Annotated in this window: 30 protein-coding genes and 3 tRNA genes; 12 read left to right on the top strand and 21 right to left on the bottom strand. The window is 45.4% G+C overall.

The window, feature by feature from the left end; translation table 11 throughout:
- Nucleotides 1–3: 3 nt before the first annotated feature.
- Together HQ865_RS12320 and HQ865_RS12315 are read right to left on the bottom strand one after the other, a co-directional pair.
- A complete protein-coding gene (locus HQ865_RS12320) occupies nucleotides 4–2,415 on the bottom strand; it encodes a DUF5686 and carboxypeptidase-like regulatory domain-containing protein (RefSeq protein ID WP_173415182.1) in 2,412 nt (803 codons plus the stop codon).
- Nucleotides 2,416–2,571: 156 nt separating this feature from the next.
- Entirely contained in the window at nucleotides 2,572–3,180 is a 609-nt protein-coding gene (locus HQ865_RS12315) for a trimeric intracellular cation channel family protein (RefSeq protein ID WP_202020474.1), read from the bottom strand.
- 139 nt (nucleotides 3,181–3,319) lie between these two features.
- Here HQ865_RS12315 and HQ865_RS12310 point away from each other — a divergent pair, with 139 nt between their 5' ends.
- Complete coding sequence (locus tag HQ865_RS12310) at nucleotides 3,320–5,623, top strand: serine hydrolase (protein WP_173415181.1); 2,304 nt, start codon at nucleotides 3,320–3,322, stop codon at nucleotides 5,621–5,623.
- 3 nt (nucleotides 5,624–5,626) lie between these two features.
- Here the strand turns inward: HQ865_RS12310 and HQ865_RS12305 are convergent, their stop codons facing one another.
- From HQ865_RS12305 to HQ865_RS12295, 3 genes are all read right to left on the bottom strand, one after another.
- Nucleotides 5,627–6,427: an AraC family transcriptional regulator gene (locus HQ865_RS12305; RefSeq protein ID WP_173415180.1), complete on the bottom strand. Its 801-nt coding sequence runs from the start codon at nucleotides 6,425–6,427 to the stop codon at nucleotides 5,627–5,629.
- Nucleotides 6,428–6,463: 36 nt separating this feature from the next.
- Nucleotides 6,464–7,489: an SDR family NAD(P)-dependent oxidoreductase gene (locus HQ865_RS12300; protein ID WP_173415179.1), complete on the bottom strand. Its 1,026-nt coding sequence runs from the start codon at nucleotides 7,487–7,489 to the stop codon at nucleotides 6,464–6,466.
- A 112-nt stretch (nucleotides 7,490–7,601) separates the two neighbouring features.
- Nucleotides 7,602–7,859, bottom strand: coding sequence for a DUF1456 family protein (locus tag HQ865_RS12295; RefSeq protein ID WP_173415178.1), 258 nt, complete (start codon nucleotides 7,857–7,859; stop codon nucleotides 7,602–7,604).
- Nucleotides 7,860–8,050: 191 nt separating this feature from the next.
- Between HQ865_RS12295 and HQ865_RS12290 the strand changes: the two genes are divergently transcribed.
- On the top strand, nucleotides 8,051–9,502 hold the full coding sequence (locus HQ865_RS12290; RefSeq protein ID WP_173414268.1) for an IS1182 family transposase: 1,452 nt from the start codon (nucleotides 8,051–8,053) through the stop codon (nucleotides 9,500–9,502).
- 222 nt (nucleotides 9,503–9,724) lie between these two features.
- On the opposite strand, the gene HQ865_RS12285 is transcribed toward HQ865_RS12290, so the two are convergent.
- The 10 genes from HQ865_RS12285 to HQ865_RS12240 all read right to left on the bottom strand — a co-directional run bounded on the left by HQ865_RS12285 (nucleotide 9,725) and on the right by HQ865_RS12240 (nucleotide 15,097).
- On the bottom strand, nucleotides 9,725–10,066 hold the full coding sequence (locus tag HQ865_RS12285) for a potassium transporter KefB (RefSeq protein WP_173415177.1): 342 nt from the start codon (nucleotides 10,064–10,066) through the stop codon (nucleotides 9,725–9,727).
- A 122-nt stretch (nucleotides 10,067–10,188) separates the two neighbouring features.
- Nucleotides 10,189–10,749, bottom strand: coding sequence for a DUF4256 domain-containing protein (locus tag HQ865_RS12280; protein WP_173415176.1), 561 nt, complete (start codon nucleotides 10,747–10,749; stop codon nucleotides 10,189–10,191).
- Nucleotides 10,750–10,762: 13 nt separating this feature from the next.
- Complete coding sequence (locus HQ865_RS12275; protein WP_173415175.1) at nucleotides 10,763–11,341, bottom strand: YdeI/OmpD-associated family protein; 579 nt, start codon at nucleotides 11,339–11,341, stop codon at nucleotides 10,763–10,765.
- Nucleotides 11,342–11,346: 5 nt separating this feature from the next.
- Nucleotides 11,347–11,730: a DoxX family protein gene (locus tag HQ865_RS12270; RefSeq protein WP_173415174.1), complete on the bottom strand. Its 384-nt coding sequence runs from the start codon at nucleotides 11,728–11,730 to the stop codon at nucleotides 11,347–11,349.
- Nucleotides 11,731–11,736: 6 nt separating this feature from the next.
- Nucleotides 11,737–12,204 carry an SRPBCC family protein gene (locus HQ865_RS12265; RefSeq protein ID WP_173415173.1) on the bottom strand — a complete coding sequence of 156 codons (468 nt, stop codon included), beginning with the start codon at nucleotides 12,202–12,204 and terminating at the stop codon, nucleotides 11,737–11,739.
- Nucleotides 12,205–12,211: 7 nt separating this feature from the next.
- Nucleotides 12,212–12,535, bottom strand: a complete 324-nt coding sequence (locus HQ865_RS12260; RefSeq protein WP_173415172.1) for an ArsR/SmtB family transcription factor — start codon at nucleotides 12,533–12,535, stop codon at nucleotides 12,212–12,214.
- A gap of 152 nt (nucleotides 12,536–12,687) precedes the next feature.
- Nucleotides 12,688–12,760 (bottom strand) — tRNA-Gly (locus HQ865_RS12255).
- 291 nt (nucleotides 12,761–13,051) lie between these two features.
- Nucleotides 13,052–13,579: a GNAT family N-acetyltransferase gene (locus HQ865_RS12250; protein ID WP_173415171.1), complete on the bottom strand. Its 528-nt coding sequence runs from the start codon at nucleotides 13,577–13,579 to the stop codon at nucleotides 13,052–13,054.
- 4 nt (nucleotides 13,580–13,583) lie between these two features.
- Nucleotides 13,584–14,231 (bottom strand): hypothetical protein, encoded by a 648-nt coding sequence (locus HQ865_RS12245; protein ID WP_173415170.1) that lies wholly within the window; start codon nucleotides 14,229–14,231, stop codon nucleotides 13,584–13,586.
- Nucleotides 14,232–14,641: 410 nt separating this feature from the next.
- Entirely contained in the window at nucleotides 14,642–15,097 is a 456-nt protein-coding gene (locus tag HQ865_RS12240; RefSeq protein ID WP_173415169.1) for a GNAT family N-acetyltransferase, read from the bottom strand.
- 107 nt (nucleotides 15,098–15,204) lie between these two features.
- On the opposite strand from HQ865_RS12240, the gene HQ865_RS12235 reads away from it, so the two are divergent.
- From HQ865_RS12235 to HQ865_RS12200, 8 genes are read left to right on the top strand one after another with little or no spacing between them, the layout of a single operon-like run.
- Nucleotides 15,205–15,408: a hypothetical protein gene (locus HQ865_RS12235; RefSeq protein ID WP_173415168.1), complete on the top strand. Its 204-nt coding sequence runs from the start codon at nucleotides 15,205–15,207 to the stop codon at nucleotides 15,406–15,408.
- A gap of 47 nt (nucleotides 15,409–15,455) precedes the next feature.
- Nucleotides 15,456–16,064, top strand: coding sequence for a peroxiredoxin-like family protein (locus tag HQ865_RS12230; RefSeq protein ID WP_173415167.1), 609 nt, complete (start codon nucleotides 15,456–15,458; stop codon nucleotides 16,062–16,064).
- A complete protein-coding gene (locus HQ865_RS12225; RefSeq protein ID WP_173415166.1) occupies nucleotides 16,061–16,444 on the top strand; it encodes a thioredoxin family protein in 384 nt (127 codons plus the stop codon). Before HQ865_RS12230 ends, HQ865_RS12225 begins: the two co-directional genes overlap by 4 nt.
- A 24-nt stretch (nucleotides 16,445–16,468) precedes the next feature.
- On the top strand, nucleotides 16,469–17,038 hold the full coding sequence (locus HQ865_RS12220) for a sigma-70 family RNA polymerase sigma factor (protein WP_173415165.1): 570 nt from the start codon (nucleotides 16,469–16,471) through the stop codon (nucleotides 17,036–17,038).
- Nucleotides 17,035–17,331, top strand: coding sequence for a hypothetical protein (locus HQ865_RS12215; RefSeq protein ID WP_173415164.1), 297 nt, complete (start codon nucleotides 17,035–17,037; stop codon nucleotides 17,329–17,331). The genes HQ865_RS12220 and HQ865_RS12215 overlap by 4 nt, the downstream gene beginning before the upstream one ends.
- Nucleotides 17,318–18,013: a cytochrome b/b6 domain-containing protein gene (locus tag HQ865_RS12210; protein ID WP_173415163.1), complete on the top strand. Its 696-nt coding sequence runs from the start codon at nucleotides 17,318–17,320 to the stop codon at nucleotides 18,011–18,013. The genes HQ865_RS12215 and HQ865_RS12210 overlap by 14 nt, the downstream gene beginning before the upstream one ends.
- Nucleotides 17,997–18,773, top strand: a complete 777-nt coding sequence (locus HQ865_RS12205; RefSeq protein ID WP_173415162.1) for a molybdopterin-dependent oxidoreductase — start codon at nucleotides 17,997–17,999, stop codon at nucleotides 18,771–18,773. Before HQ865_RS12210 ends, HQ865_RS12205 begins: the two co-directional genes overlap by 17 nt.
- A gap of 47 nt (nucleotides 18,774–18,820) precedes the next feature.
- A complete protein-coding gene (locus HQ865_RS12200) occupies nucleotides 18,821–19,708 on the top strand; it encodes a GNAT family N-acetyltransferase (RefSeq protein WP_202020473.1) in 888 nt (295 codons plus the stop codon).
- Nucleotides 19,709–19,975: 267 nt separating this feature from the next.
- On the opposite strand, the gene HQ865_RS12195 is transcribed toward HQ865_RS12200, so the two are convergent.
- From HQ865_RS12195 to HQ865_RS12185, 3 genes are all read right to left on the bottom strand, one after another.
- Nucleotides 19,976–20,060, bottom strand: a tRNA-Leu gene (locus tag HQ865_RS12195).
- Nucleotides 20,061–20,119: 59 nt separating this feature from the next.
- Nucleotides 20,120–20,192 (bottom strand) — tRNA-Gly (locus tag HQ865_RS12190).
- 117 nt (nucleotides 20,193–20,309) lie between these two features.
- Nucleotides 20,310–20,792: a regulatory protein RecX gene (locus tag HQ865_RS12185; RefSeq protein WP_173415160.1), complete on the bottom strand. Its 483-nt coding sequence runs from the start codon at nucleotides 20,790–20,792 to the stop codon at nucleotides 20,310–20,312.
- 59 nt (nucleotides 20,793–20,851) lie between these two features.
- Here HQ865_RS12185 and HQ865_RS12180 point away from each other — a divergent pair, with 59 nt between their 5' ends.
- Both HQ865_RS12180 and HQ865_RS12175 read left to right on the top strand, forming a co-directional pair.
- Entirely contained in the window at nucleotides 20,852–23,311 is a 2,460-nt protein-coding gene (locus HQ865_RS12180; RefSeq protein WP_173415159.1) for a bifunctional UDP-N-acetylmuramoyl-tripeptide:D-alanyl-D-alanine ligase/alanine racemase, read from the top strand.
- An 11-nt stretch (nucleotides 23,312–23,322) separates the two neighbouring features.
- Entirely contained in the window at nucleotides 23,323–23,922 is a 600-nt protein-coding gene (locus tag HQ865_RS12175; protein ID WP_173415158.1) for a DUF502 domain-containing protein, read from the top strand.
- 61 nt (nucleotides 23,923–23,983) lie between these two features.
- On the opposite strand, the gene HQ865_RS12170 is transcribed toward HQ865_RS12175, so the two are convergent.
- From HQ865_RS12170 to HQ865_RS12160, 3 genes are read right to left on the bottom strand one after another with little or no spacing between them, the layout of a single operon-like run.
- Nucleotides 23,984–24,751, bottom strand: a complete 768-nt coding sequence (locus tag HQ865_RS12170) for a VOC family protein (protein ID WP_173415157.1) — start codon at nucleotides 24,749–24,751, stop codon at nucleotides 23,984–23,986.
- Nucleotides 24,751–25,287, bottom strand: coding sequence for a DUF4199 domain-containing protein (locus HQ865_RS12165; RefSeq protein WP_173415156.1), 537 nt, complete (start codon nucleotides 25,285–25,287; stop codon nucleotides 24,751–24,753). Before HQ865_RS12165 ends, HQ865_RS12170 begins: the two co-directional genes overlap by 1 nt.
- 22 nt (nucleotides 25,288–25,309) lie before the next feature.
- On the bottom strand, nucleotides 25,310–25,840 hold the full coding sequence (locus HQ865_RS12160) for a DUF4199 domain-containing protein (protein ID WP_173415155.1): 531 nt from the start codon (nucleotides 25,838–25,840) through the stop codon (nucleotides 25,310–25,312).
- Between the last annotated feature and the right edge of the window lie 46 nt (nucleotides 25,841–25,886).

Here is a 25,886-nt window from a genome sequence, read left to right as displayed (position 1 = left end):
TAGTTAAAATTCCGGCTGGAAGCTAAATTTGATGCGATAGGCCGCGGCATCCGGATGGTCTAAGTAGTTGAAGCGACGGATCAGATCTACCCTAAAGAACCGGAAGATATTGCCGATACCAACCCCGCCTTCAACATAAGGCGTGTTGCCGAGGGCATAAACGTTGGGAGGGAGGCGGTAAAGCCCTTTGCTTTGCGCCGGGTCGTTTTCGGTACGCAGCCCGCCGTAGAGTATTTTGGCCGATAAAAATTCGCGCAATTTCAGGTGTTTGATCAGCGGGACTTTATTTAACAGGAAGCCATTAAAAGTATGCGTAACATTCATGCCCGCGTAATGATCGCTCACAAATTCCAAATAATTCATGGCATTATAAGCATCCCGCCTGTAAGTCAGCGACTGATTGGCCGGGCTGATATTTAACAAGGGGAAGGGCACTTTACCTTGCACATAGCCACCAAGCAGGGTTACATCGGTAAAACCGGCCTGTGATAGGTAAACCCGTTTATAGATATTCAGGCCGAAGTCGGTATAGCTGTATGTGCTGCCGATACTGCGGTTGATCAGCAGATCATAGATGGGATAGGGGCTATGAATGCTATGCCGCGTCCGGCTGCCCTGTATCAGTTCTTCATGGGGTGCATAGCGCAGGTGTAAATTCAGTTCACTCGTTGTAAGGTTACTTACCAGCGAGCCGTCATCGTTCCGTTGATAAACCAAAGCCGCTGCCGGCGATTGCTGCCAATTCTTAAAGCCCAGGTTATACGAAAAATGATCTTCAAAATCTCTCACGTAATTCAGTTCCATTATCCGGCTATACAACCAATAATTCGTTTTCCCTGTCTGGAATGATGAAAAGGCCGTGGGCCGGTTTGTGATCGAAAACGTATGCCCTGGTACATCTACATCATACAAATAACTTGCTTTAAAATAATTATTCGGGAAGCGGTAAGGCGCGGTTTTGTTTAATGAAAAATAAGCAATGGCATTTCCCTTCACCAGGTGATCCTTTATCCCATAAGCGCCATAGCCCTCAAAATAAAAGCTGCTGTCTAATTTGGGCGTCGTCCGCAAACCAAGTTCCGGCCGCAACCCTTCCTGGCTGTTAAAAGACAAAAAATGCGCGACCGGTCCAATCTGTACGGGCCCTGTATCTGCATAGCCTGCGGTCAGCGTCACCAGCCACCACATGGTGCGTTTATAAGAAGGCATCTGCTCCAGCTTGTACAATTTTTCATATACCTGCGCCTGGCCTCTGCTCAAGGTATCAAACCCCGTTTTCTTTGGCGACACCACCTGTACGGAATCATTCAGGTAATTCCGGTACACCACTGTACGCTCTCCAAATACGCCCCATCCTTTTTTTGTCAAACCAAAATCCGCCTTCACCTGGCTTTTAGTCAACTGATAACGCCCGCCTGTTTGCGCCGTGAAATCCAACAGCACATCAAAACTCCGCACAAAACTTACATTGATGTGCCTGTTCAGCCGCAATTCACAAGCTGTTACTGCATAATGCCCATCCAGCGTCACCACCAGCTTCCCCTCAAATAACAGGTCGCCTTTGGTGCGCGGTGTAAAGGCCAGCTCCACCTGCTTACCGGTGGGCGTATTTAACGTGTCGGTGATAAAAAACTTATAATAATTTGGCGCATGATCGGCAATCGGGCTTAGGAACTGATTGGCCATGATAAACAAGTTATTCTCGTAAATATCCAGCTGATGCCCATACAACTGGTTTACATACAGCTTCATCCCGGCGGTATCAATAAACTGTAATATATTCACCCCTTTATAGGCCTTTTGTGTCTGCGTATGCTTTTCCGGCTGCCTGCGATAATATATATCCGATAACTTTTCTTCCAATAGCACCGGCAAAAAGGTTTGCCCCTGTACGGTATCCAGCATAAACCGGTATTTGCTGAAAAACTTACTCTCTACCACCTGTGGCGGTAAATTAAAAAACGACAGCCCCATGCGCTCATATTGCTCATACTGCAAAAACGCCGCGGCCGTGGCCCGGTTCTCTTCCTTATGATCGATCACCTGCTGGATCAATTCCACTGCCGGATTCCCTTTATTCCGGTAACGCTGGCCTTTTGATGAAGCAATCGTTACACTTGCCAGTTCCGTCGTGTTCCGCACCAGCAGCACCTGTAACTTATTGAGATGTCCGGGTAAAATTGTTTTAACCACTGGCAAATACCCCACGCATGAAAACGCGACCTTTGTAAAACTTCCTGCCCCGCTCAACTTAAACCGCCCCAGCGAATCGGTTCGCCCGCCCAAATTACTCCCCACAAAACTGACGGTTACAAAATTTAACGGCTGTCCGCCCGACGCGTCCACTACCTGTCCACTCACTACGGTCAAAGTCTGCTGCCCGGCGGCCCCCAGGTTCCACAGTAGCAAACCCATCAAAACCCAAATCCTAAAACGTCCGGTAATAAGCATGAAGAATAAACCTCCCCATCCAAAATATGTTTTAACATCCGTTTATACCGGTTATGGCTTGTTGCCAGGTTGTACCCGGATATCTTTGTCCGTGGGGCTTATTCTTATTCTATGGAAAAGTTATTTGCCTTTCACAGCAGGCAATTGCCAATTTAATCGCACCGCCAGTATTCGTATCCCGCATATCAACCCTATGGCCAGCACCTGGGCGGCCTGTTGAGGCAATACCATCAACCCAAAGCAATAAATCGTGCCGCCGATGATACAGGCGGTAGCGTAGATCTCTCTGCTGCGAAATAATACGGGGATGTGGTTTAACAACATATCGCGCAGTACACCGCCAAAGCAACCGGTGATGGTGCCGAGTGCAACGCAAATACCTGGGTTTAACCCAATCGATAAGCCTTTTTGTATGCCAATGATGGTGAACAGCCCAAGGCCCAAAGTGTCGAAAAGAAAGAAAGTGATCTTCAGTTTTTCAAGATAACCTTTAAACAGGATGGTCAACAGTCCCGAGCCAAGGATGATGAGCGGAGTGGTCATATCCCGCATCCAGGTTACCGGGGTGTTACCAATCAGCACATCGCGGATGGTACCGCCGCCAATAGCGGTTACAAAGCCGATGATGAGCACGCCAAACAGATCCAGCTTTTTCTCCATAGCCGAAAACGCGCCGGATACGGCAAAGGCGATAGTCCCTAAAATTTCGATGATGAACTGAAATGTCAAAACCTGCGTATAAATTAAAGCTAAAATAAGTATTAGTTATTTAGCCGGGGGCTTAAGTGTTAACAAATGTTAAATTACTGTTGCGCGGCTATAGTGGTTCCAATGTTTTTGTTAAATTGTAGCAGGTTTAAAAATTGTTATGTTCAAATCCCCTATGCGTTTTCAACTGGTCCGTATATTTTTCTTCGCTGTTTTTATTTTCCTTGCCCGCCATGGTATGGCACAGGAGAGTATTACCATCAGCGGCAAAATACGCTCGTCCGAAAATCAGCAAACCTTACATGGCGTTAACGTAGGGATCGATAAAAAAGGGGTGGGTACAGCCACTAACAATAGCGGCAACTATGTGCTGATCATCCCATCGGCAAATTTTAAAGATTCGTTAAAGGTATCCTGCATCGGTTACAGAACGCAAACATTCGCAGTTGCATCGTTGCGCAATGGCCAGGAATTGAACATCAGCCTGCAAAAAAATAGCGTGCAGTTGAAGCAGGTTACCGTAGCTTACTATGATCCCGCTAAGGTGATCGCTAAAGCCATTGCCCGCATCCCTGATAATTATATCAATCACCCGCATATTCTGCGCGGCTTTTACCGCATGTATACCACTAAAGGTACCGAACCGCTGGAGTTATCGGAAGCCGTTTTTGATGTATATAACTTTGGTTATGCCGATAAACGCGCCGACCTGTTTAAGCTGATCAAAGCCCGCGATGAAAAGAACCAGCGCGATTTCCATTCGTTAGAACTGAGCCAGCAACCCAATACCATTTTTAATTATGATGTGGTAAACCATATTGTAGCCAGCGGATTCCTGAGCGAGGAGGGGTTGATAAGACATAAATTTGAAGTAACCGGTGTGGTTGATGTAAAAGGCTATCAGGCGTTGGAAGTGGTTTTTAAAGAGAAAAAGGCTGATGATGACGAGCCGACTTTCCGTGGTAAGTTTTATGTTGATTTGAAAAGCTATGCTTTTATATACTTTGATTACGGCTTAAGCCCGGGTGGTTTGACTAATGAGTTGGGCAAGTTCTCGTCCCGGATACTGACCCGTGTAGCAGGTGTAAATGCCGATCTGAAGCAGTATCATACCAAGGTAGGCTATCAAAAAGTAGGCAGCAAATGGGTATTATCAGATGTGGTGGGTGACGACGCCCTTGGCATTACCAGCAAGGATTTGAACTATGATTTTAATGCCAACGTGAAATTCAACTACCAGGTAACAGCTGTAGATACCAATCGTAACGCGGCTTTCGACACCAAATTTGGCAGGCACGAGAATATCAACGACCATAACAGCAACACCGGCGAATCATTCTGGAAGGATTATAACGTGCTGTTGCCGGATTATAACGCCGAGGATATTTTTAAGTACATACAATCGGTAAATAAGCAAACTACGCTAAAGGATAAGTTTGAAGAGAAGATGCGTAAATCGCCGGGCGATTCATCGCAACGACTGGAAACCTTGTTGAAGTTCTATAACGATAACGGGCAATTTAATGGTACCGCGCTGATCAGGAACCAGGATAGGGTAGTGCTGAGCAAAAGTTATGGCTATGCCGAAAAGAAGAACCACATGGAGGGCAATAGCCATACGGCTTACGATCTGGGTACAGGGTCGGGCATTTTTACATCTTTTATCATCAATCAACTAATTAACGAGGGCAAGATAGACGCGGGCGCGGCCATTAAAACGTATATGCCATATTATAAATTCGGCGATGTTACGGTACAGCAATTACTTACCCATCAATCGGGCATACCGGATTATGCCGCTAACGATGATTATATGCAACTGATCAACACCAAGCCTTACACGCTAAAGGATATGGTGGTCAATTTTTGCAGCGATTCGCTGGCTACCGATAGCACCGGTGTAAAAGGCTATAGCCGGTCTAACTTTGTGATACTGAGCTTAATGGCGCAGGAAGTTGCAGGCAAACCGTTTGCCGACTTGTTAAAGGAGCGGATCTTCACACCTTTGGAAATGACCGATACCTATTTAGGTAATGCATCGGGTATAAATATTAACCACGCGACAGGATACAATGGCGATACCCAGGTTGCCTTGCCTTTCGATGTCGCCAATCAGCAGGGCGCGGCAGGTGTTTCATCGTCGGCAGAAGATCTGTTGAAATTTCACAATGCGCTGCTGTCCAATAAACTACTGCCCAATGCGCAAAAACTGGAGATGCTAAAGCCTCGTGCGGATTACGAAGACCACGGCGGCCAGTATGCTTACGGCTGGGTGGTGGATAAGAACGCTTTTGATATCACCCAAAAGCAACGGACTATTGCTTATGCCACTGGTGATTCGCCGGGGATATACAGCATGTTTATACGCGACGAGGCGACCGGTAATTGTATCATCCTGCTAAACAACACCGGCAATTTTCCCCGGTACGATATGGCCGACCTGCTGTTAAATGTGCTGAAATAAACTTTAAAAACTTGTAGGCGAATAATTGAAATGCTTTTTAAAAGCGTAAGTAAAGTGCGAAAGATTCTCGAAGCCTACCTCTGCATAAACTTCTGATGGTTTACGTTTTTGCTCCCTGATTTGGTAGTGGGCCAGTTCAAGCCGTTTTTGTGTGAGCCATTTTTGCGGAGAGGTGGCAAATACCTTTTTAAAATCCCTTTTAAAAGTAGTAAGGCTACGCCCTGTTAGGTACCCGAATTTCTCCATGGGCATATTGAACATAAAGTTACGCTCCATAAAATCGGTCAGATTTATTTTGCCGGGCTCGCTAAAGTTGGCCAGCATGCTATCAGTATTACTATCGATAATTCTGAGAATGTTTATAGCCTCTTCAATTTTCAACGATGCCAGGCTTTCAGGTAATCCGTCTTGCAGGTCGAAGTAGGGGATAAGTGAGACCAGGCAACTTTCCAGTAATGGATGCTTGCCAAAGTTGCGGATTTTTTGGGCATGCGAAAGCCTTGCCTTAGGTTTGTTTTTAATATAAAACTCCTTTAAGCGCGGTAGTGATAGGTGCATCACCACAGTTTTATGCGGCAGGCCATCCTTGGGGTAGTTGATAATTGTGGCCGGCTGATTCCGGGGGATGAGAAAAATATCGCCCGGGCCGAAGATATAAACCGAATCGGCCTGCACAATTTTCGTCTCCCCCGAAATAAACCACACCAGCATATGGTTCTCAAACAAAACCTCCGTCCGGAACGCTTTATCTTCGTAACAGGATAACTTAATGTCTGGACTTAAGTATTGCGACTGATATTCCATGTTTTTACCAATGATATGATAAAACTACAACCCTTATCAATTTACTGCAAATTTTACACCTGTCATGTCCTCGCTTAGCGTCCATAGCTTTTTAGCATTTTCGGCATCTACCGAGTATGGCTGTACGCCACGCAAACTAAGCGGCTCATGATATTTGTGCTTGATATGGCCAAGATCAAGTTCGGCAATGTCGGCATTTTCGCAATATACACCGCCAATATTGTTTAGCTGCGCGCTGGTAGCACACCACACCGATGTAGCCGCGCCCTGCGGGATGGTTTTCAGTGTAGCCGCCACCTCGGGTTTTAAATTGCCATCTGCATCGTGCGTGCCCATTTGTTTAAATAATTCGATAGGGGCTACCCGGCCAAGATCAGTATCATTAACCGAGCCTGGGTGTAACGAATAAGCGCGTACGCCAAACGCTTTGCCACGATGATCTAACTCTACCGCAAAAAGGTTATTGGCTGTTTTAGATTGGCCGTAGCCAGTTAAGGTTTCGTATTCGCGATGCTCAAAATTCGGGTCATCGAAATTGAACGGGGCGATCTGGTGACCGAATGACGATACGTTGACCACCCTTGCGCCATTGGCCCTTTTCAACAGTGGCCAAAGCCTGGCCGTAAGCCTGAAATGGCCGAGGTGATTGGTGGATAATTGCGATTCGTAACCCAAACTATCACGTTTTAAGGGTACCCACATAATACCGGCGTTATTGATGAGTAAATGCAAGTGCGCGCCTTGTGCAACGATTTCGGCTGAGAATTGATCGATAGAGGCGGGATCCATCAGGTTCATGGCTTTGATGACCACATTTTTAACGCCATCCAGATTTTTAATGGCCTTGTTGATATCCCGTGCAGGCACAATAACCTTTGCCCCGGCCGAAACTAAGGTCTTAACCGTTTCCAGCCCGATGCCGGCGTAGCCGCCGGTAACTATAGCCATTTTACCGGTCAAGTCAATTCCATCAATTACTTCCGCAGCAGTTGAAAATGCATCAAATCCCGAACCAATGGGCGTTTGCAGCGCGCCATTATAATTATCCTTTAATTGTTCCATTGTTTTATTGTTTGTTGGAACAAAATTAGGGCGGGTATATTTTTGTGAATTTGTTTTAAAGGCCGTTGTTTTTTGTTTTAAGGACCATTTTTTAAATCTTACTTAACCCCGGCTATTGATCGGTATTGGGCTTTGTGGATTTAGCAGGGGCGGGTCTTGGGCCGCGTTTGTAAATGATCAGCCCGTTTAAAAAGTTACGTAATATCTGGTCACCGCAGGGTTTAAAATTGGGATGATCTTCGTTGCGGAAGATGGCGGCGAGTTCTGTTTTAGTAACCCGGAAATTAACCAGCGCCAAAACCTTGATGATATCGTCGTCGGTAAATTTTAAAGCCACCCGCAGCTTTTTCATAATATCGTTATTACTCATGATATATAATTGATTTGACAAAGATAATCTAAAAACAACGACGGATGTAGCAAGATAGCGGCATGGAAAATAACAAAGGCTGGTTTGTTTTAAGAGGGCACTGAAAAAGTCCAATAGGGAAAAGGGAGCAGAAGGCGAAAGTTTTCTGCTCCTTTTTTAGTATATTAAAGTGTCAAAAGAAAGACACTAAGATGCTCATTCAGCAACAGCAGATCCAGTTCAGTGCATACTCAGGGTTATATGACCTGATCGTTCCGAAAGATAATCTTCTGCGGAAGATCAATGACCTGATAGATTTTACGTTTATCTACGAGGAATTGATCAGCAAATATTGCACAACCAATGGGCGGACAGCCGAAAGCCCTGTACGGATGTTCAAATATCTGCTGTTGAAAACGATCTATACGGTTTCAGATGTAGATGTGGTGGAACGTTCGCAGTATGACATGTCCTTCAAATATTTTCTGGAGATGTCTCCAGAGGAAGGGGTTATCGATCCGAGCTCATTGACCAAGTTCAGAAAGCTTCGGCTGAAGGATAACGATCTGTTAAACCTGCTCATCAATAAAACGGTAACCATCGCCATTGAAAAGGGGATCATCCGGTCAAAGTCCATTACAGTTGATGCTACACATTCCCTGTCAAGATCAAATCCGTATTCAGCCTTAGAAGTATTAAGGGAGCGCTCGAAACGGCTTCGCAAAGCGGTGTATGCCATAGATGAAGATATGAAGGCAGGGATGCCGGAAAAGAACACCACGGATGAACTGGAAAAAGAACTTGCCTATTGCAGTGCATTGGAAAAGTATATTGAAGCCGACCCGCCGTTAAGCCAGATACCTGCGGTAAAAGAAAAGCTGAACCTGTTGAAGGAGACGGTAGCAGACACGCAGGAGCACTATACGTTATCCAAAGACAAGGATGCTAAAACCGGCCATAAATCGGCTGATAGCTCCTTCTTTGGCTATAAGACCCATCTGGCGATGACCGAAGAACGCATCATTACCGCAGCGGTGGTCACCTCGGGTGAAAAAGGCGATGGCCCGGAACTCCCTAAGCTTTTGGAGATCAGTCAGCAGAATGGCATTGACGTAAAAACGATCATCGGGGATTCTGCTTATTCAGGGAAAGAGAACCTTGAAATGACAAATGAACAAGATATCAAACTGGTGGCTAAACTCAACCCGTCGATCACCCAGGGCTTCAGAAAAGATGAAAATAAGTTTGATTACAATAAAGATGCTGATCGGTTCGTCTGCCCGGCCGGGCATCTGGCTATCCGGAAGGCGCGCGGGGGTAAAAAGGATATCGGAGAGAATCAGGTTGATACTTATTACTTTGATGTTGAAAAGTGTAAGGTATGTCCATTGAGAGATGGTTGCTATAAGCCTGGGGCCAAAACCAAAACCTATTCCGTTAGCATTAAATCAGGTCTGCACCAACAGCAAATGGCATTTCAGGAAACTGACGAGTATAAACAAAGCAGCAAACACAGGTATAAGATCGAAGCCAAGAACAGCGAGTTGAAAAATGCTCATGGTTATGACCGGGCAATAGCCTACGGAATCGAAAATATGCAGATGCAGGGCGCCTTGGCTATCTTCACCGTCAATCTGAAAAGGATCATCAAATTGATGAGCTAAGTCTTAGCTAAAATAGCGCTTAGCCGCACATCGCTACCCTAACTGGCCTGTATCATCAACGACAAATAATCTTCCTCCTGTAAACTCAAATAAAAAAGCGACCAAGTAAAGGTTGCCTTTCTCTTGATCGCTTTAAGTGCGCCGTTTTATTGAGCTACTTTTTCAGTGACCTCTTGTTTTATACCAGCCTTTGTTATTTATGAGTTTGTTATGGATTGGGATTTAATTCCACAATGTACCGGCTAATCCCAAAACAATGCCCAGCCAAATCGCTATAACAAAGCCCAATATGCTTATTACCAGTGCTAAAACTTTTTTCCAACCGGTTAAAGCAAAGGTGTTATTCATTAAATAATTAAACGCGCCGCCTGCTGCACCTGCTAATGGAGTGATAATGAAAGGCCGTATCATCCACAACTCACCCCACTCAGGTTTGGGGTTGCGAATAGGTAATACCAAAAGCGCGATCAGTACAAAGGCTATTCCTCCGCCAATCAGCATGCGTTTAATTAGGGCTGCGCGGTTAATGGGTTGGATGGTTAAATTGTTTGCGTGTGTCATCATTGTTCAGTTTAAAATTTCGGGCTTGATTAAGTTTTGACAAAAATATACAAAAGTACTTTGTATTTCAAAGTTAATTATGAAAAAAACACACCTGTTATGATGTGCTATTTTTTAACGTATAATCAAACACTTAAACAACCCCGGAAACCACGGGCAGCATAGTAAGATTCCGCACCGTTATGATAGAGGAAGACGTTATTATAACGCCGGTCGCAAAATAAAGCGCCACCTAAATCCCGGATATCGGCAGGGGTGAGTACCCAGCTTGATGTTTTGGTATCAAAGTTACCCAACTGCTGTAAGCCCCGGTATTGCCCCTCGGTTAAAAGGTTAATGCCCATGGCAGCGGCTGCACCCACAGCGTTGTTTTCTGGCTTGTATTCCTTTCTTGAATCCAGCGCCGCGCGGTCGTAACAAAAACTCCGGCGGCCTTTAGGGCTTTCTGCTGAGCAATCATAAAAAATATATTCGCCGGTTTTGTCATTATAGCCAACCACATCGGGCTCACCGCCGCTTGTTTCCATTTCATTTAGCGACCATAGTTTTTCGGTATTAGCTTTCAGCTTTTCCTGTATATTATTCCAATCAATGCCCTTATGCCGGTTCATGTTTTTTTCAAAACGGGCTTTTAAAGTGCTTAACAGTTCCTCCTGTATTTGTACTGATAGTTGCTTATCGTTCATATGGTATTTAAAACTAATCGTCCAATCCTTTACCCTCTAAAATATGCGGGATATACTTATCGATCCTTGCCTCGCGTGTTTTTGATTGCTTCGGTGCGGAAAAATAGAGCAAATATCCTCTCTGGCGCCCGGGCGTCAGGGCTTCGAAAGCGGTTTTTAATGCCGGGAAATGATCTAATTTATATTGAAACTCATCGGCTACCGGAAACTCTTTGGTCTTTTTAAGTTCCACCTTTAATCCGGCTTTTTCTACCTCAATAGCTTCGTGAATGTAGGCTTTTAGCGTAGGGGCCAGTTTTACTATTTCTTCGGCACTGGTAAACCTGGCCTGCCGTGCCGCCTGCACATTTTCGGTTTGCTGGATAAGGATATGATGGGCATCGCTTAGCAAAGCGCCTTTAAAGAACAGGAATGCGCAATACTCCTTGAAATCGTGTATCAAAACAATGTTGCTGCCGTTATGCGTATAGCAGGGGCAACCCCATTTCAACTCTTCGGTAAGGCCGCAGTCAAGTGCTATCATCCGCAGTTTGTTGACCTCTTCCTGCCACTTTTGTTCCTTGTCGAAATAGAAATTAACCTTTGGGTTCATATCAGCTATTTGTTAGGTGTATCGATCTTCCTGTTTACAGGCCTGAAATACCACGACAAAATAACAAAAATGGTTTGCATCAACGGACCGGCAACCGCTTTTCCGGTATCGCCCATAATTAGATGCGATATCAACGCGCCCGTCATGGTGAAAAAGAAGCCGGCGTAAGCCCATTCTTTTACCAATTTAAAACCTGGCATCAATATCACAATAACACCGAGTATCTTCCAGATACCCAATATGGTCATTAGGTATACTGGGTAACCTAAATGACTTAAAATATCAACCATTTCCTTTGTGCGTATCAACTGGCCTATGCCGCTCCCCAGCATCCCTACCGATAAAAGCGCGGTAGCTATCCAATAAACAATCAGCTTTTTCTTTTCCATTGTATGTTATTTTAATTTGTTTACGATATCCTGCAAGCGGTTATGGGCCATGTTGATACCCTGTGCAAATGGCAATTTCAGCAACTGATCGCGCAGCACGCCCGATCTGTAAATGGTGTGGATACTCAACTTGCTGGTACTATCCGTTAGTTTTTCAAATTCTAAAAACTCCAGCTGAACCCCAAAAGGCGCGTTCTCCATTTCAAATGTGCGGATGATCTTTTGGTTGGGGACAAAATCATGAATTGTGCCGTTTGCACTGAATACTACATTTCCATTGGCATCGCGTTTTTCAAACCGGTAGCCGCCATGTTGTTTGTTTTCCAGCTTCAGCACTTTATTATCCATCCATTGCTCCACAATTTCGGCTTCTTCGTAGGCTTTAAAAAGCAGTTCCAGCGGCAGGTCAAATTCCCGGGTGATGGTGAGGTCCTGCCGGCCTTCTTCGGCGTGTATTTTTGTTTTCAGTTCCATTGTATGGTTATTTTTTTGGTTTATAATTCTTCATGATGTTTTCCAGTTTGTTGAAGCGCTCTTCCCACATCTGGCGGAATGGTTCGATAAAATCGGCTATCTCTTTCATATTAGTGGCGTTAATGTGGTAATGGATCTCCCGGCCGGTTTGTTCCTGTTTCAACAGTTCGCACTCGGTAAGTATTTGCAGGTGTTTGGAAACCGTTGGCCTGGCCGTATCGAAATTGGCGGCTATGGCCCCGGCTGTTAAAGATTGCGAGGCCAGTAAAAGCAGTATGGCCCTGCGGGTAGGATCGGCAATGGCCTGGAATACATCTCGTCTCAGATTCATTGTGTAGTTATTTGACTACAAATATATATGTAGCTATTTGACTACGCAAGTTTTTCTGAAAAAAGTTTCGTTATTTAGGAATCAGTCCGAAAAGTTGGGGAGGTACTAAAACAAAAAATCCTTTCACCGGATAAGAGAAAGGATTTTTGAAGAGCGAAAGACGAGATTCGAACTCGCGACCCCGACCTTGGCAAGGTCGTGCTCTACCAACTGAGCTACTTTCGCATTGGCCTTTATAATAAAAGCCCCAATTACCGGGGCTTTTTAAAAGCGCAGTGCAAAGATAGCATTTTTAGATAATTAAAAAAACTGTTGTCGCGCTTTTTGATATAACTCTCTTTAAATTAAGTATTAAAAATGTATTAAGTATAGTTTGCCTGCGTAAATATTGCTTGTGTGGAACGTATTATTACGCCTGAGCCGGGCATGGCTGCAAATGCCGATGCAACGTGGCCATGCCTGTTAATCAAGACATAATGGTGGTATTCTACGAATTTATAACCCTTTGCGATCCGGCTATTTTTGGAGCCAAATGGCTTTATCAATCTTGTAAACAAAATTCAACTTCGGAGCCTCGCCAAAATAAGGCACTTCCTCTTCAGCGATCTTCATCGCGCCCAAACGGCCGATCGCGATCTGTGAACGACGGTTTTCTGCCCCGATATGGAATAAGACCTTGCTGACAAAGCCAAAAGCATAATCCAGCATTAAAGCTTTGACCATGGGATTGATGCCTGTGCCCCAGTAAGCCGTAGCGTAAAAAGTATAGCCGATAAAAATTTCATCGTCTTTTTCATGGTGATCATAAAAGCGCGTGCTGCCAATTACTTGTCCCGTTGCTTTTTCTATAATTTTAAAAGCACCCCGGCTTTGTATCGCCCCTTCAAAGAAATTGCGGAATACAGGTTCCTGCCAGCGGTCTTTATTAGGATGCTGCGCCCAGATGGCCGGATCGGATGCGACCCGGTACAATTCGTCAAAGTCCCCGGCTTCCAGCGGTTGCAGGATGACCGTATCGTTGGCTAAAATCGGTTGCAGGTTCATGCTGCTATTTACGAATAAATAATAAGATCAGCAGCAGGGCAATGAAACCCAGCAGCACCCAGATAAATAAGCGGATATTCAATAACTGTTTATTTGCACTTTGCAGGGATTGCAGCTGCATTTCTTTTTCTCTAAGCTTATGCTCAGCGAACATTTCACTTTTACGCAAATGCTCGATCTCCCTATGCAGCAGGGTTAGTTCATCACTGGTGGTATCTTTTGACTGAACGGGAGTGTGGACAGGCTCAGTTGCTGCAATTGTAGCAACAGGGGAGGGAACTGTCGGTAAAGGTTCTGCGATAGGTATCACTTCTGCCGGCGCCTCAGCAACCTCGATCTCAAAAGCGATCTCTCTTTTTTCATGCGGAACTGATTTAATGAACTGTGTCGAAAAACCACCTGCTGCCAGGAAGGGTTCGGCTTCCGGTTCGCGGGTTATCCAGGCCGGCAATAACTCGGCGGTGGTCAGCCCATCCGGTTCGACCAGCCCTGCATCGATCAACAGGTTGACCATCGATGCAGCCAATTCTTCATCACCATCAAATATCTCCAGTAACTGGCCGCGGTCCAGCTTTTCCATATCACCGCAGGTTTCTAAAACAGCATCGAGCACGCCCGCCTCGAATTCCGTGATCTTCATCTTATCCATCATACCAACAGCGAAACTAATAAAATAGTGGCCCTGAAAAAATAATTTTGATGAAAATCAATAAATTTTTACTAAGATAATTAGTATTTTAATCCCTGTAAAATGCATAGCGAAGGATCAGCGAGGAACAATTGGTATTTTACGCATTTGTTTTAAATAAAAAGGCAATTGTTGTATTTCAACAAATCGCCTGATTGTTAAGTACACTTGGCGGTACAGATTTCGAAACATTTTTTAGAAGATATCAGGCTCCTAAAGCGCTTTATCGCATAAAATGCGATAAGCGGCGGGAAGTTTATTCAAACAGTTTTACGCTTCAAAACTTTAATTAAAATAACTTTTCCTCATGTCTGCCATATGGCCCAATCTACCGCCTGCACAATTGGAGGAGGCTTACCTGGTAAATAACATACTCATAATAGCTTGCGCAGCATGGCCATATCGCTTAACTGCACGCCATCCTCAAATATCGGCGCAGTGTAGTAATCGATAAAGAAGTTCTTTTTTATCTCATAGCGTTCGAAGCCTGCTTTCTCATAGATCGCCAGTTGTTTCACGGCGATATCCGGTGTCCCGATGATCAACTCAGTATAGCCTTGCTCCCTGGCCTTTTCTTCGGCATCGCGCAGGAGGAAGCGTCCGATACCGCGGTTCTGAAATTCCTCGGCTACGGCAATCGCTTTTATTTCGGCCACCCGCTCATCCACCGGGTAAAGGGCATAGACCCCGATAGCCAGATCATCCTGTTCCACCACATAAACAGCGGACTGGTGGATATATCGTTCGATGGCCTGCATTTCCTCATCGGCCAGCAGCAACAGGTTGTAAGGTAGCTGTTCGTGTTTTTTTAATAGCCTGGTATACATCATCTATGGTTTAGTAGTATGCTTCAGGGTTTTCTTACAGAAAAATATTAAAAAAAATGTAAGGCCGGTCTTTGAACTACGACTAAGCCAATAAATTTAAAAAACCGAACATGAAAATGCTTAAATCAATTTCCCTGGTGGCTATCGCCGTGCTGGGTTTAGCCGTAAACACCCAGGCTCAGGACAAAATGTCTAAAATGAAAAAAGACACCACCAAGATGTCGAAAATGTCTAAAATGGATCACAAAAAAATGGACAAGAAAATGGATAAGAAGATGTCTAAAATGAAAAAAGACACCACCAAAAAAATGTAATCACCAAGCCGGGCTGGCGAAGGTTTGCCCGGCTATTTGAAACCTATATGAAAAAAATATTTACCCTTATATTGTTATTTGGCATAGCTTTTACAACTGCTTTGGCCCAGGCGGTTAGTTATCCCGCCAAACCTACCGATATCAGCCCGCTGCTGATCGGTGAAGCCATACCTGCCGTAAAAGTCCCGGCCGCAAATGGCCAGGTGTTTGACCTGAATGCCCGCATAGCCGAAAAGCCCACCATCCTGATCTTTTACCGTGGCGGCTGGTGTCCTTATTGTAATAAAGAGCTGGCGGGTTTGCAGAAGGCCCAGGCAGACCTGGTGAAACTGGGTTATCAGCTGATCGCGATCAGCACCGATAGTCCGGAGAATCTGAATAAAAGCATCACCAAACATCAATTAGGCTACACCTTGCTGTCTGATGCAGATCTGGCGGTTTCCAAACAGTTTGGATTGGCTTACCAGGCCCCGGCGGCTTATGCGAAGACCATCGCCGAAGGTTCCGCAGGTAAGAATACCGATAAACTGCTGCCGGTACCCTCGGTATTTATCCTGGATCAAAAAGGTAAGATACAGTTCGAATATATCAACCCTGACTTTACGCAGCGTATCAGTCCGGCCTTATTAACTGCCGCAGCAACAGCTTTGAAATGATCCGGTTAGCTACCATATTGTTACTATTGACCGCATTTGCTGAGGCCCGTTTCACCGAAAGCGATATCAGCACTGCACTGGCTAAAGCTAAGAAGGCGCATAGGCCTGTGTTTGTGGATGCCTATGCCAGCTGGTGTGCGCCATGCAAGGAACTAAGAAAAACCACCTTTAAAAACAAAAGGGTGGCGGCCTATCTCAACAACCATTATATCAACGCGGCTATCGATGTAGAAAAAGGTAATGGGATGCAATTTGCTGAGAAATATCACATCGAAAGTTATCCCACACTGTTGCTGATCGATGAAAACGGCAAAGAGGTGAAGCGGATTGAAGGTTTTGTGGACGCCACTGAACTGGCGCAAAAGCTGGATATGAAATAAATACGTAAATTAGGTTAAAGAAGCATGCCGGAAACCGTAACCATACAGGACAAAGAATTATTGCAGCCACAGCTGTGGGTGAGCCGCTATGCGGACTACCTATACAGTTATGCATTGAGCCGGCTGAACGATGAAGAACTGGCGCAGGACCTGGTACAAGAAACCTTTCTGGCAGCACTGGAAAAAATAAGTAATTTCCGTGGCGAAAGCAGCGAGCGCACCTGGCTTACCGCGATACTGAAGTTCAAGGTGATCGATGTTTACCGCAAGCAATCTCGTACTGCCGGAACTGTAAATGAAGAAACCGAATTCTTTGAATCCGGGCTGCACCACTGGAAAAAAGAACACTGGCCGCTGCCTTTCGGCGTGGAAGATCAAGATCCTTTACATAATAAGGAGTTTATGGGCGTTTTGCAAAAGTGTATGCAGCGCCTGCCGCCGCTGTGGCTGTCGGTGTTCCGCATGAAGCACCTGGATGAGGAAGGTACCGAGCAGATCTGCGAGGCCTTAAAGTTAACTTCATCAAACTTTTGGGTGATCATTCACCGCGCCAAGGTAAATCTGCGGTCGTGTTTACAAAAGAATTGGCTATGAAAAAGGGAACGAACAATCCGCTGAAAAGCATCGCCTATAACTGCCGCCGCGCCACGCTGCTGATCGAGAAAAAGCAAAGTGTAAGCCTCAGCCTGCGCGAAAAGCTGGAACTAAAGATTCACCTGGCTGGCTGTTCTATCTGCCGGACTTATGAGCGGCAGAGCATATTGATCAGTCAAATGATGCATCGCCTGTTCAATAACAAGCCAACAGGCGAACTGCGCCTCGACCCTGACTTCAAAGCCGCCATGCAGAAAAAGATCGAAGAAAAACTGAGCGATGAAAGCCATTAAAGAAAAACATCCGTTGGTGATGCGCTGGACGCACTGGATCAATTTTCCGTTGCTGGGCATCATGATCTGGAGCGGCCTGCTTATTTACTGGGCTAACGACGTATACACCGTAACGATCTTCGGGCATACATTTGTACGCTTCTTTCCGCAGTGGTTTTATGATGCTTTGCATATCCCGCAGCGCCTGTCTGAAGGCATGGCTTTTCATTTCCTGTTCATGTGGTTCTTTACGCTGAACGGTATCTTTTATGTGTTATATACGGCCATATCGGGTGAATGGCGGCATTTGTTACCCAATAAACACTCTTTTAAGGAAGCCTGGCTGGTTTTGTTGCATGACCTGCATATCAAAAAGACCGCACCACCGCAAGGCAAGTACAACGCCGCCCAGCGGATCGCCTATACGGCCATCATACTGATGGGCGCAGGTTCCGTACTGACCGGCCTGGCTATTTATAAGCCGGTGCAGTTCAACTGGCTCACCTGGCTGATGGGCGGCTACCACCTGGCGCGGATCTGGCATTTTGTGCTGACCCTGGGCTATGTGTTTTTCTTCCTGGTACACGTCATCCAGGTGGTCCTGGCCGGTTGGAATAATTTCCGCTCGGTGATCTCGGGTTTTGAGGTGATCCGGCAACACGAACCAAAAATCAACATAGAAACGGATGAAAAAGAAAGCTAAAGTATCTCTGACCATCGATCAGCGGATCAAACGTCGTAATTTCATTTCCTTCGGTGTGTTTGGCGCGATGGGCGCAGCAGCTTATGGCGGCTGGAAATGGCTGTATAATGCACCCCAAGAAGTGCCTGGCGTAACAGCGGGTACACGGGCGCCTTTACGCCGGGCACTGAACAAGACCGAGCTATTTTTCCGGAGGCTGACCTTTAACGAAAATCACCTGGTAAAAACCTATCCTGTGGAAATGGCTGTAAAGACTGTGCGCCATAATGAAGATATCGGTTCTGACAGCACTATCGATTTTGATCAATGGAAGCTGGAGGTCATTAAAAACAACGGGCAAAAGCTGTATGTTGATCTCGACCAGATTAAGGCCCTGCCAAAAACCGACCTGGTGTTCGATTTTAAATGCGTGGAAGGCTGGGACCAGATCCAGCACTGGGGAGGCTTACTCATGCGTGATTTTGTACGTCATTTTGGTTTAGATGAAGAAACCAGTTTGGACTATATGGGGCTTACAACGCCCGATAAGCAATACTACGTGGGTTTGGATATGCCCAGCGCCATGCACCCGCAAACGTTGCTGGCTTACGAAATGAATGGCAAACCATTACCGCCGCAGCATGGTAAACCCTTACGGCTCATTATCCCTGTAAAATACGGTATTAAGAACCTGAAGCGTATAGGTAGCATGACTTTTAGCAACCAGCGCCCACCGGATTACTGGGCCGAACAGGGTTATGATTATTATTCCGGCTTATGATGCATCACGCGATCAGTCAATTACTTCCGGGAGAGCATCAACGCTTAATGGAAGTTTGGGAAGCTTCCGTGCGGGCAACTCATCATTTCGTTAAGGAAGAAAAGATACAGTTGCTTAAAAGCCTGATCGAAGAACATAAGTATTTTGAGCAACCTGGTATTTTCTGTATAAGAAATAATGCCGGCGATATTACTGGCTTTGCGGGTGTATCCGGCAATAGCCTCGATATGCTGTTCCTGCACCCCTCGGTTATTGGCATAGGTGTGGGCGGCGCGCTGATGCGCCATGCGATCGATCACTATAAGGTGACCAAAGTGGAGGTCAACGAACAAAATCAGCAGGCACTTGGTTTCTATCAGCATTTTGGTTTCAGCATTACCGGCTATTCTGAAACCGATAGTAATGGCGAGCCTTTTCCACTGCTATACCTTGAACGCCAACCGCTTGAAATTAACCGGATTGGCATAAGTGGACTTGATGAGTTGATCAGCATTTGCCAACGTAGCTATTACGAAACATTTTTTGAGGCCTTCGGCGATGCCGAAGCTTACCAAAATTTTACCCGGGAATTGTTTAACAGGGCGCGCCTTTTAGCTGAACTAAGCAACCCTGCCGTTATATTTTACCTGGCCAGTTACAATGGACAAACCGCCGGTTATCTGAAGCTGTGTCTGGACGAGATGAAAACGGAGATCGACAGCATTTACGTGCTGGGTACTTACCAGAAATTGGGTATTGGCAAGGCTTTGATCGCACATGCGCTGGGCGTTGCTAAAAACCGGGCATCCACCGAATTGATATTACGAGTATGGGATCAGAACCAGCAAGCGATCTGTTTTTATGAAAGACAGGGTTTTGTACGTTCCAGCGAGATTAGGTATCAGGTGATGGGGGATCCGCAGGTAGATATTTTAATGAGACTTGCTATTTTGTGATTTTTAAGTATTAATGAGGACGTTGATTTCTTTACACAGGCTTAACGGTTTGCTGCTAATGAGCGCCTTTCTGCTGCCGGGGGGATATCGAACCAGCAAAAAACGTCAAGCGGATATCATAGAATTTCTTTTAAGACTAAATCTCAAAACGGTACAAAGAATATTTAAGGAAAATCGAACCGTTAATGGGATTAGCATAACTGCTTGATTAATACAAATTTACGGGCATAAAAAAAGGAAACAACGACCCTGTGTTGTTTCCTTTTGTACTCAGAGCGGGAATCGAACCCGCACTCCGTTTACGGGAACAGGATTTTAAGTCCTGCGTGTCTACCAGTTCCACCATCTGAGCATGGTTAGGCGTCTAAGCCTTCAAAAACAAATCCCTTCTTTTATTTGGAAGGGATTTAGAGCGAAAGACGAGATTCGAACTCGCGACCCCGACCTTGGCAAGGTCGTGCTCTACCAACTGAGCTACTTTCGCATTTTGCTATCACAAGCGCTGCTTTCTCATTCGCTGATTGCTTTTGCGTTTGTGGAGTGCAAATATAGGGAGAAATGACTATTCTGCAAGTTATTTTTATAAAAAATGTAAAGTTTTTTATAAAACGCTGTCTTTCAAAACATCACATATCAGGTCGTTTTCGTAACCCCGGCTCATGGCATACTGCTTTAGCTTGTAATGGCGCTTATACTCGTCTTTCTCGTTTAACTGTGCCGCTTTCTTTTGTAATAGCTTTTCAAGCGATGTGATATAATCATCGGCATCAATCCGGCTAAGCGCTTTCCTGATCAACACATCCGAAACCTTTTTAAACTTCAGGCCCTGTTTTATCTTGTTTTTGCCCCAGCCTTTCTGGTTAAATTTGCCGCTGGTGTAAGCGTAAGCAAAGCGCTCTTCGTTTAAAAAATTACTGCCGATGAGTTTGATAATGATATGCTCAACAGCGTCGGGCCACAGGCCCCATTCGTACAATTTATCGCGCACTTCCTGCTGTGCGCGTTCCTGGTAGGCGCAAAAGGCTTCGGCTTTGGCCAGGGCGGCAGTCTCATCGGTTATTTTACGCGTTTTTGCAGGTTCCATCAAACCAAAATTGTTAAATTTTATTCTATTAAGCGTAAATTATCAGCAAATTCGCGCACATGGCTAACGGCATATACACTACCTCATTAATCGGGCAAATACTCAACGCGAACGAAATTATTGTTAACGATGGCCCTGTTAGTACTTTACTAACCGATAGCCGCCGCATAGCCAATGCACCGGAAGCCCTGTTTTTTGCCCTGAGTAACCGCCGCGATGGCCACGAATTTATTGCCGAAGCCTACGAAGGCGGAGTACGCAATTTTGTAGTCCGATCGGCCCCGGCCGAACCATTGATCAATGCCAATTATTTAATTGTGCCGGATGTACTTGCAGCCTTGCAAACCATTGCAGCTCATCACCGGGCACAGTTTGATTTAAAGGTGATAGGAATTACCGGAAGCAATGGCAAAACTATGGTGAAGGAGTGGTTGTACCAACTGTTATCGCCCGAACATAATATTGTGCGTTCGCCCAAAAGCTATAACTCGCAGATAGGGGTGGCCCTCTCGGTTTGGAATATCACCGCTGATAACGATATGGGCATTTTTGAGGCAGGCATATCCACCGTTAACGAAATGGATAAGCTGCAACCGATGATAATGCCCGAAATTGGCATCCTGACCCACATGGGTTCGGCGCACGATGAGGGCTTTAAAGATCGCCGGGAAAAAGTAAACGAAAAACTGAAGCTGTTTAAGGATTGCAAATTGCTGATCGGGGAGTATGAGTTGCTGCTCGATCATAAAAAGCAAAACCAGGAGCAGCATCATTTTTGCTGGAGCCGCAAGTTCAATTCGGCCAGTTTATATGTGTTTAGCGAAACATCCATCTCGGGTAATTATTACATGCGGGCCATGTATAACAAGCAGGAGATAGAGTGCCTGGTGCCCTTCCTCGACCAGGCATCGGTAGAGAATGCAATTACCTGCTGGGCAACCCTGCTTGCGCTGGGCTATAGTCCGGCGGTGATAGATGAGCGGATGGAGCGCCTGGCACCGGTTAGTATGCGGCTGGAACTGAAGAATGGCATAAACGACTGTTCGGTGATTGATGATTCGTACAATTCGGATATCCAATCGCTGGAGATAGCGCTTAACTTCCTCGATCAGCAAAATCAGCATCCTAAAAAAACGCTGGTGCTGTCGGATATCTATCAATCAGGTCTCAGTCGTGATAATTTATACCGGCAGGTAGCCAACATGCTGAACGATAAAAAGATAGACCGCTTTATAGGCGTAGGCGAGGCGCTACAGCATTATAAAGACTGGTTCCACGTTACCGAAAAGCATTTTTATAAGGATACTTATGATATGCTGGTTGATATTCACCGCCTGAATTTTAAAGACGAGACCATCCTGTTGAAAGGCGCGCGTAACTTCGAGTTCGAGCGGATCAGCCGGGCGTTGGTGCAAAAATCGCACGAAACGGTGATGGAGATCAACCTGAACGCGTTGCTGAATAACTTGAACTACTACAAATCGCAGTTGCAGCCCGGCGTGAAGCTGATGGCCATGGTAAAGGCGTTTTCGTACGGTAGCGGCACTTTCGAAATTGCCAACCTGCTGCAATACCACAAGGTTGATTACTTGGCCGTAGCCTATATTGACGAAGGCGTGGCCCTGCGCCAGGCCGGGATCACGCTGCCCATTATGGTGCTAAACCCCGAGGCCACGGCATTTGATAAGCTGACCGAGTTTAAGCTGCAACCCGAGATCTATAGCTTTGGTCTGCTGGCCGAATTTGTGAACTATTTGCAGGTAAACGACATCATTAATTACCCTATCCATATTAAAATTGATACCGGGATGCATCGCCTGGGCTTTGAGGGTTTTGAAATAGAGCCGCTGTGCGACTTGCTGGAAGATAACCCTTATATCAAGGTGAGATCGGTATTCTCGCACCTGGCCGCCAGCGATGCCGAGGAGCACGATACGTTCACCATGAAGCAGATCAGGCGGTTTGAAAAAGCCTTTAAGCAGATTGAGCAGACACTTGATTATAAAGTGATCAAACACATTGCCAATACATCGGCCATTACCCGCTGGAAGGTAGCCCAGTTTGATATGGTGCGCCTGGGCATAGGCTTGTACGGTATAGATAGCGCAGTTACCGACCCCAATGCACTGGAATCCGTAGCTACGCTGAAAACCAGTATCTCACAGGTAAAGAAAATAAAAGCCGGCGAAACCGTGGGCTATAACCGCAATGGCAGCCTTAAAAAAGATGGCCGCATTGCCACAGTGCGTATCGGTTACGCCGATGGCTACCTGCGGGCCTTTGGCAATGGCGTGGGCAAAATGCTGGTTAAAGGTATGCTTGTGCCAACCGTGGGCAACATAGCTATGGATATGTGCATGATAGATGTAAGCGAGGTGGATGTGAAAGAAGGAGATGAAGTGATCATATTTAACGGAGATCAGCGTATTGAAGAACTGGCTAAACAGATAAGCACCATCCCGTATGAAATTTTAACTAATATTTCACAAAGGGTAAAAAGAGTGTACTTTTACGAGTAGATTTCTATCCGATGCTTAGACGAATTGCGCGCGCTTTATTACGTTACTTTATTAAGGGCTTGCTGGTTGTAGTGCCTTTGGGCGCTGCTTGTCTGCTGGTTTACTGGGCAGTAGCGAGTGTAGATAACGCCCTTAATCTAAGCGATATACTTTGGGTTAACCCCAAAACCGGTAAGCCAACTTATATTCCGGGCACGGGTATTTTAACGGTGGTCATCGTCATTCTTATTGCCGGCATACTGGTAACCAATGTAATTACCGACCCGATCAAGCGCTGGTGGTACCGCTGGCTTAACCGCTTGCCGCTGTTCAAGTTCCTGTATTTTTCTATTAAAGATCTTACCGAAGCCTTTGTAGGCGATGAAAAGAAATTCAACGAGCCGGTATTGGTTGATGTGAACGAGTTCGGTCTGAAAAAAGTAGGATTCCTTACCCAAAAAGATCTGAAGAGTATTAACCTGCCGGGCATGGTGGCTGTATATTTTCCCTATTCCTATTCGTTTGCCGGCCAGGTAGTGATCATCGAGGCCGAAAAGGTAAAACCCCTGGATATGAAAGCCGCCGACGCCATGAAATTTGTGATTTCGGGTGGCGTGAGCGGGATGCATTAGTCATTGGTCAAAATGACTGCGGCATTTTTTTGCTTAGTCCAATGACTAATGACGCGAAGCGCTACATCCCCAGTTTAAAAAGGTTGATCTGTTGTTTTTCGGGACTGGTGAACGTGATGTTGTTGAGGCCTTTTTCGATATAGCTGGTTAATCCTGCCACTTTAATTTTGTCTATTTTTTGTTTACTGTCTGATGCGAAGTAGGTGATGGTCGGGATGCTGAAATCTGTAGTTTGATGCAGGCCGATGATGTTCAGGCCATCGGTAAGGATACCCCATTTGTAGGGCATTTGATGGCTGGTTAATAGTTTGAAGCCTAACTTTTGCCAAAAACTCAGCGATACATCAAAATCGGCAACGGGATGGGCGAATTCGCCAAATATGCCGCAGATTTGGTTGGGATATTTCTCGGGCTTTGAATAATCTGCCGGCGACATGGTTAATAAAGTAGCCCCTGTAGGTTGTGTAAAGCCGTCAACAAAAGTAACCAGGCTAATGTTAGCGCCATCCGGCGATTTGATGAGGCAACGCTGCACCATATCATTCGGGTTGGGTTTGGTAGCAATGGTAAGGCCATCGGCTTCTAAACCGGCAATCAGTTCATCCATATTTTTTACATAGTAGGTGAGGGCTATGTAAGGATTTTTATCCTGCCGCAGCATAATCTGTATCGCGCCATCACTGATCTTTATCAACGGAAACGGAAAATCAGACCTGAATAATTCGTGAAAGCCAAGTTGCTGGTAAAAAGCTAAAGACTTTTCCAGGTTGGTTGTAGTAATGGTAACCGCGCTTACATCACCAAGTTTGGGCGTAGGTAAATTATTCATTATGCGTTTGGTTTAATGGTTTTACGTTTTAGTATCAATGCTGAAACAGCGCTTACGATCACCCCGATAAAGAACACAGTAAGAAACATCACCAGCCAGCCTATAAATGGGTTGCTATACGTTTCTATTTCGGCCTTAAGGGCTTTTACTTTAGCGGGAAATTCGGCAGGAGGCGTGCTTTTTCTTAATTGTTCTACCTGTATATTGGTCCATTTCTCTAAAAAATGTGGGTCAACCATTTTTGTATAAAGTTGATCCAGTAAACCGAACGCGATGGCAGGTATCAAACTAATGAGCAAACCTATGCCTAATGCCTTACCAAAGGTAATGATATGGCCATTAACCTGGTCGCGGTAATAGCGGATGCCGAAATACACAAAACATAGGGACGCCAGTATCTCCAGGTAGCCGGTTATTTCCTGCGTGTTATAGTTTTCCGGTGTGATCTGAACGCGCAGGATTAGCCAGTAGATGATAAAGAATACGATCTGTAACGCAGCCCCGTAAAGCCCGTAACGTATAATGGTTGTTTTCATGATGATCAGGTTTGAATTAGGTTTATGCGGATTGTTCTTTATTTTGCTGCTTTAGCAGTAGCGAAGATACGATGGTTACAATAACACCTAACGATGTGATGACCAATACCATAGCCGTAAAATTGAAGAATGGATTTTTGTTCATTACCAGTTGCTTGTTAATGGCCTTTATCTTGGCGTCGAGCTGAGCGGCGCTGAGTGTTTTACGGTATTGTTCGATGTCGTATTTGGCCAGCTTATCATAAAAATCAGGTTCGATGTAAAGGGCGAAGATGGTTTCTATCAGCGCGTAAGCCAGCGCTGGGACCAGCACGATCAGTACCCCCACTTTAAGGGCTTGTAAAAAACTGATATTGCCGTTGTTCACCTTGTCGCGATAATAGCGTATGCCCAAATAAACAAACACCAGCGGGCAGAGCAGGTCTACCCAGCCAATGTAACCCTGCACCTTGTGGCTGGGTGCGAATGCCCATATAAACAGCCAGGTAAGTACAAAAAATATTAATTCGGCAAGAGCGGCGTACCCGCCATAACGTAAAACTGATTTTTTCATGATGTGATTGATTTTGAATCAAATGTAAAGGCAGTTTTCAATAATG

This window comes from Mucilaginibacter mali (assembly GCF_013283875.1).
Taxonomy (GTDB): domain Bacteria; phylum Bacteroidota; class Bacteroidia; order Sphingobacteriales; family Sphingobacteriaceae; genus Mucilaginibacter; species Mucilaginibacter mali.
This window is presented reverse-complemented; position numbering and strand designations above follow the sequence as displayed.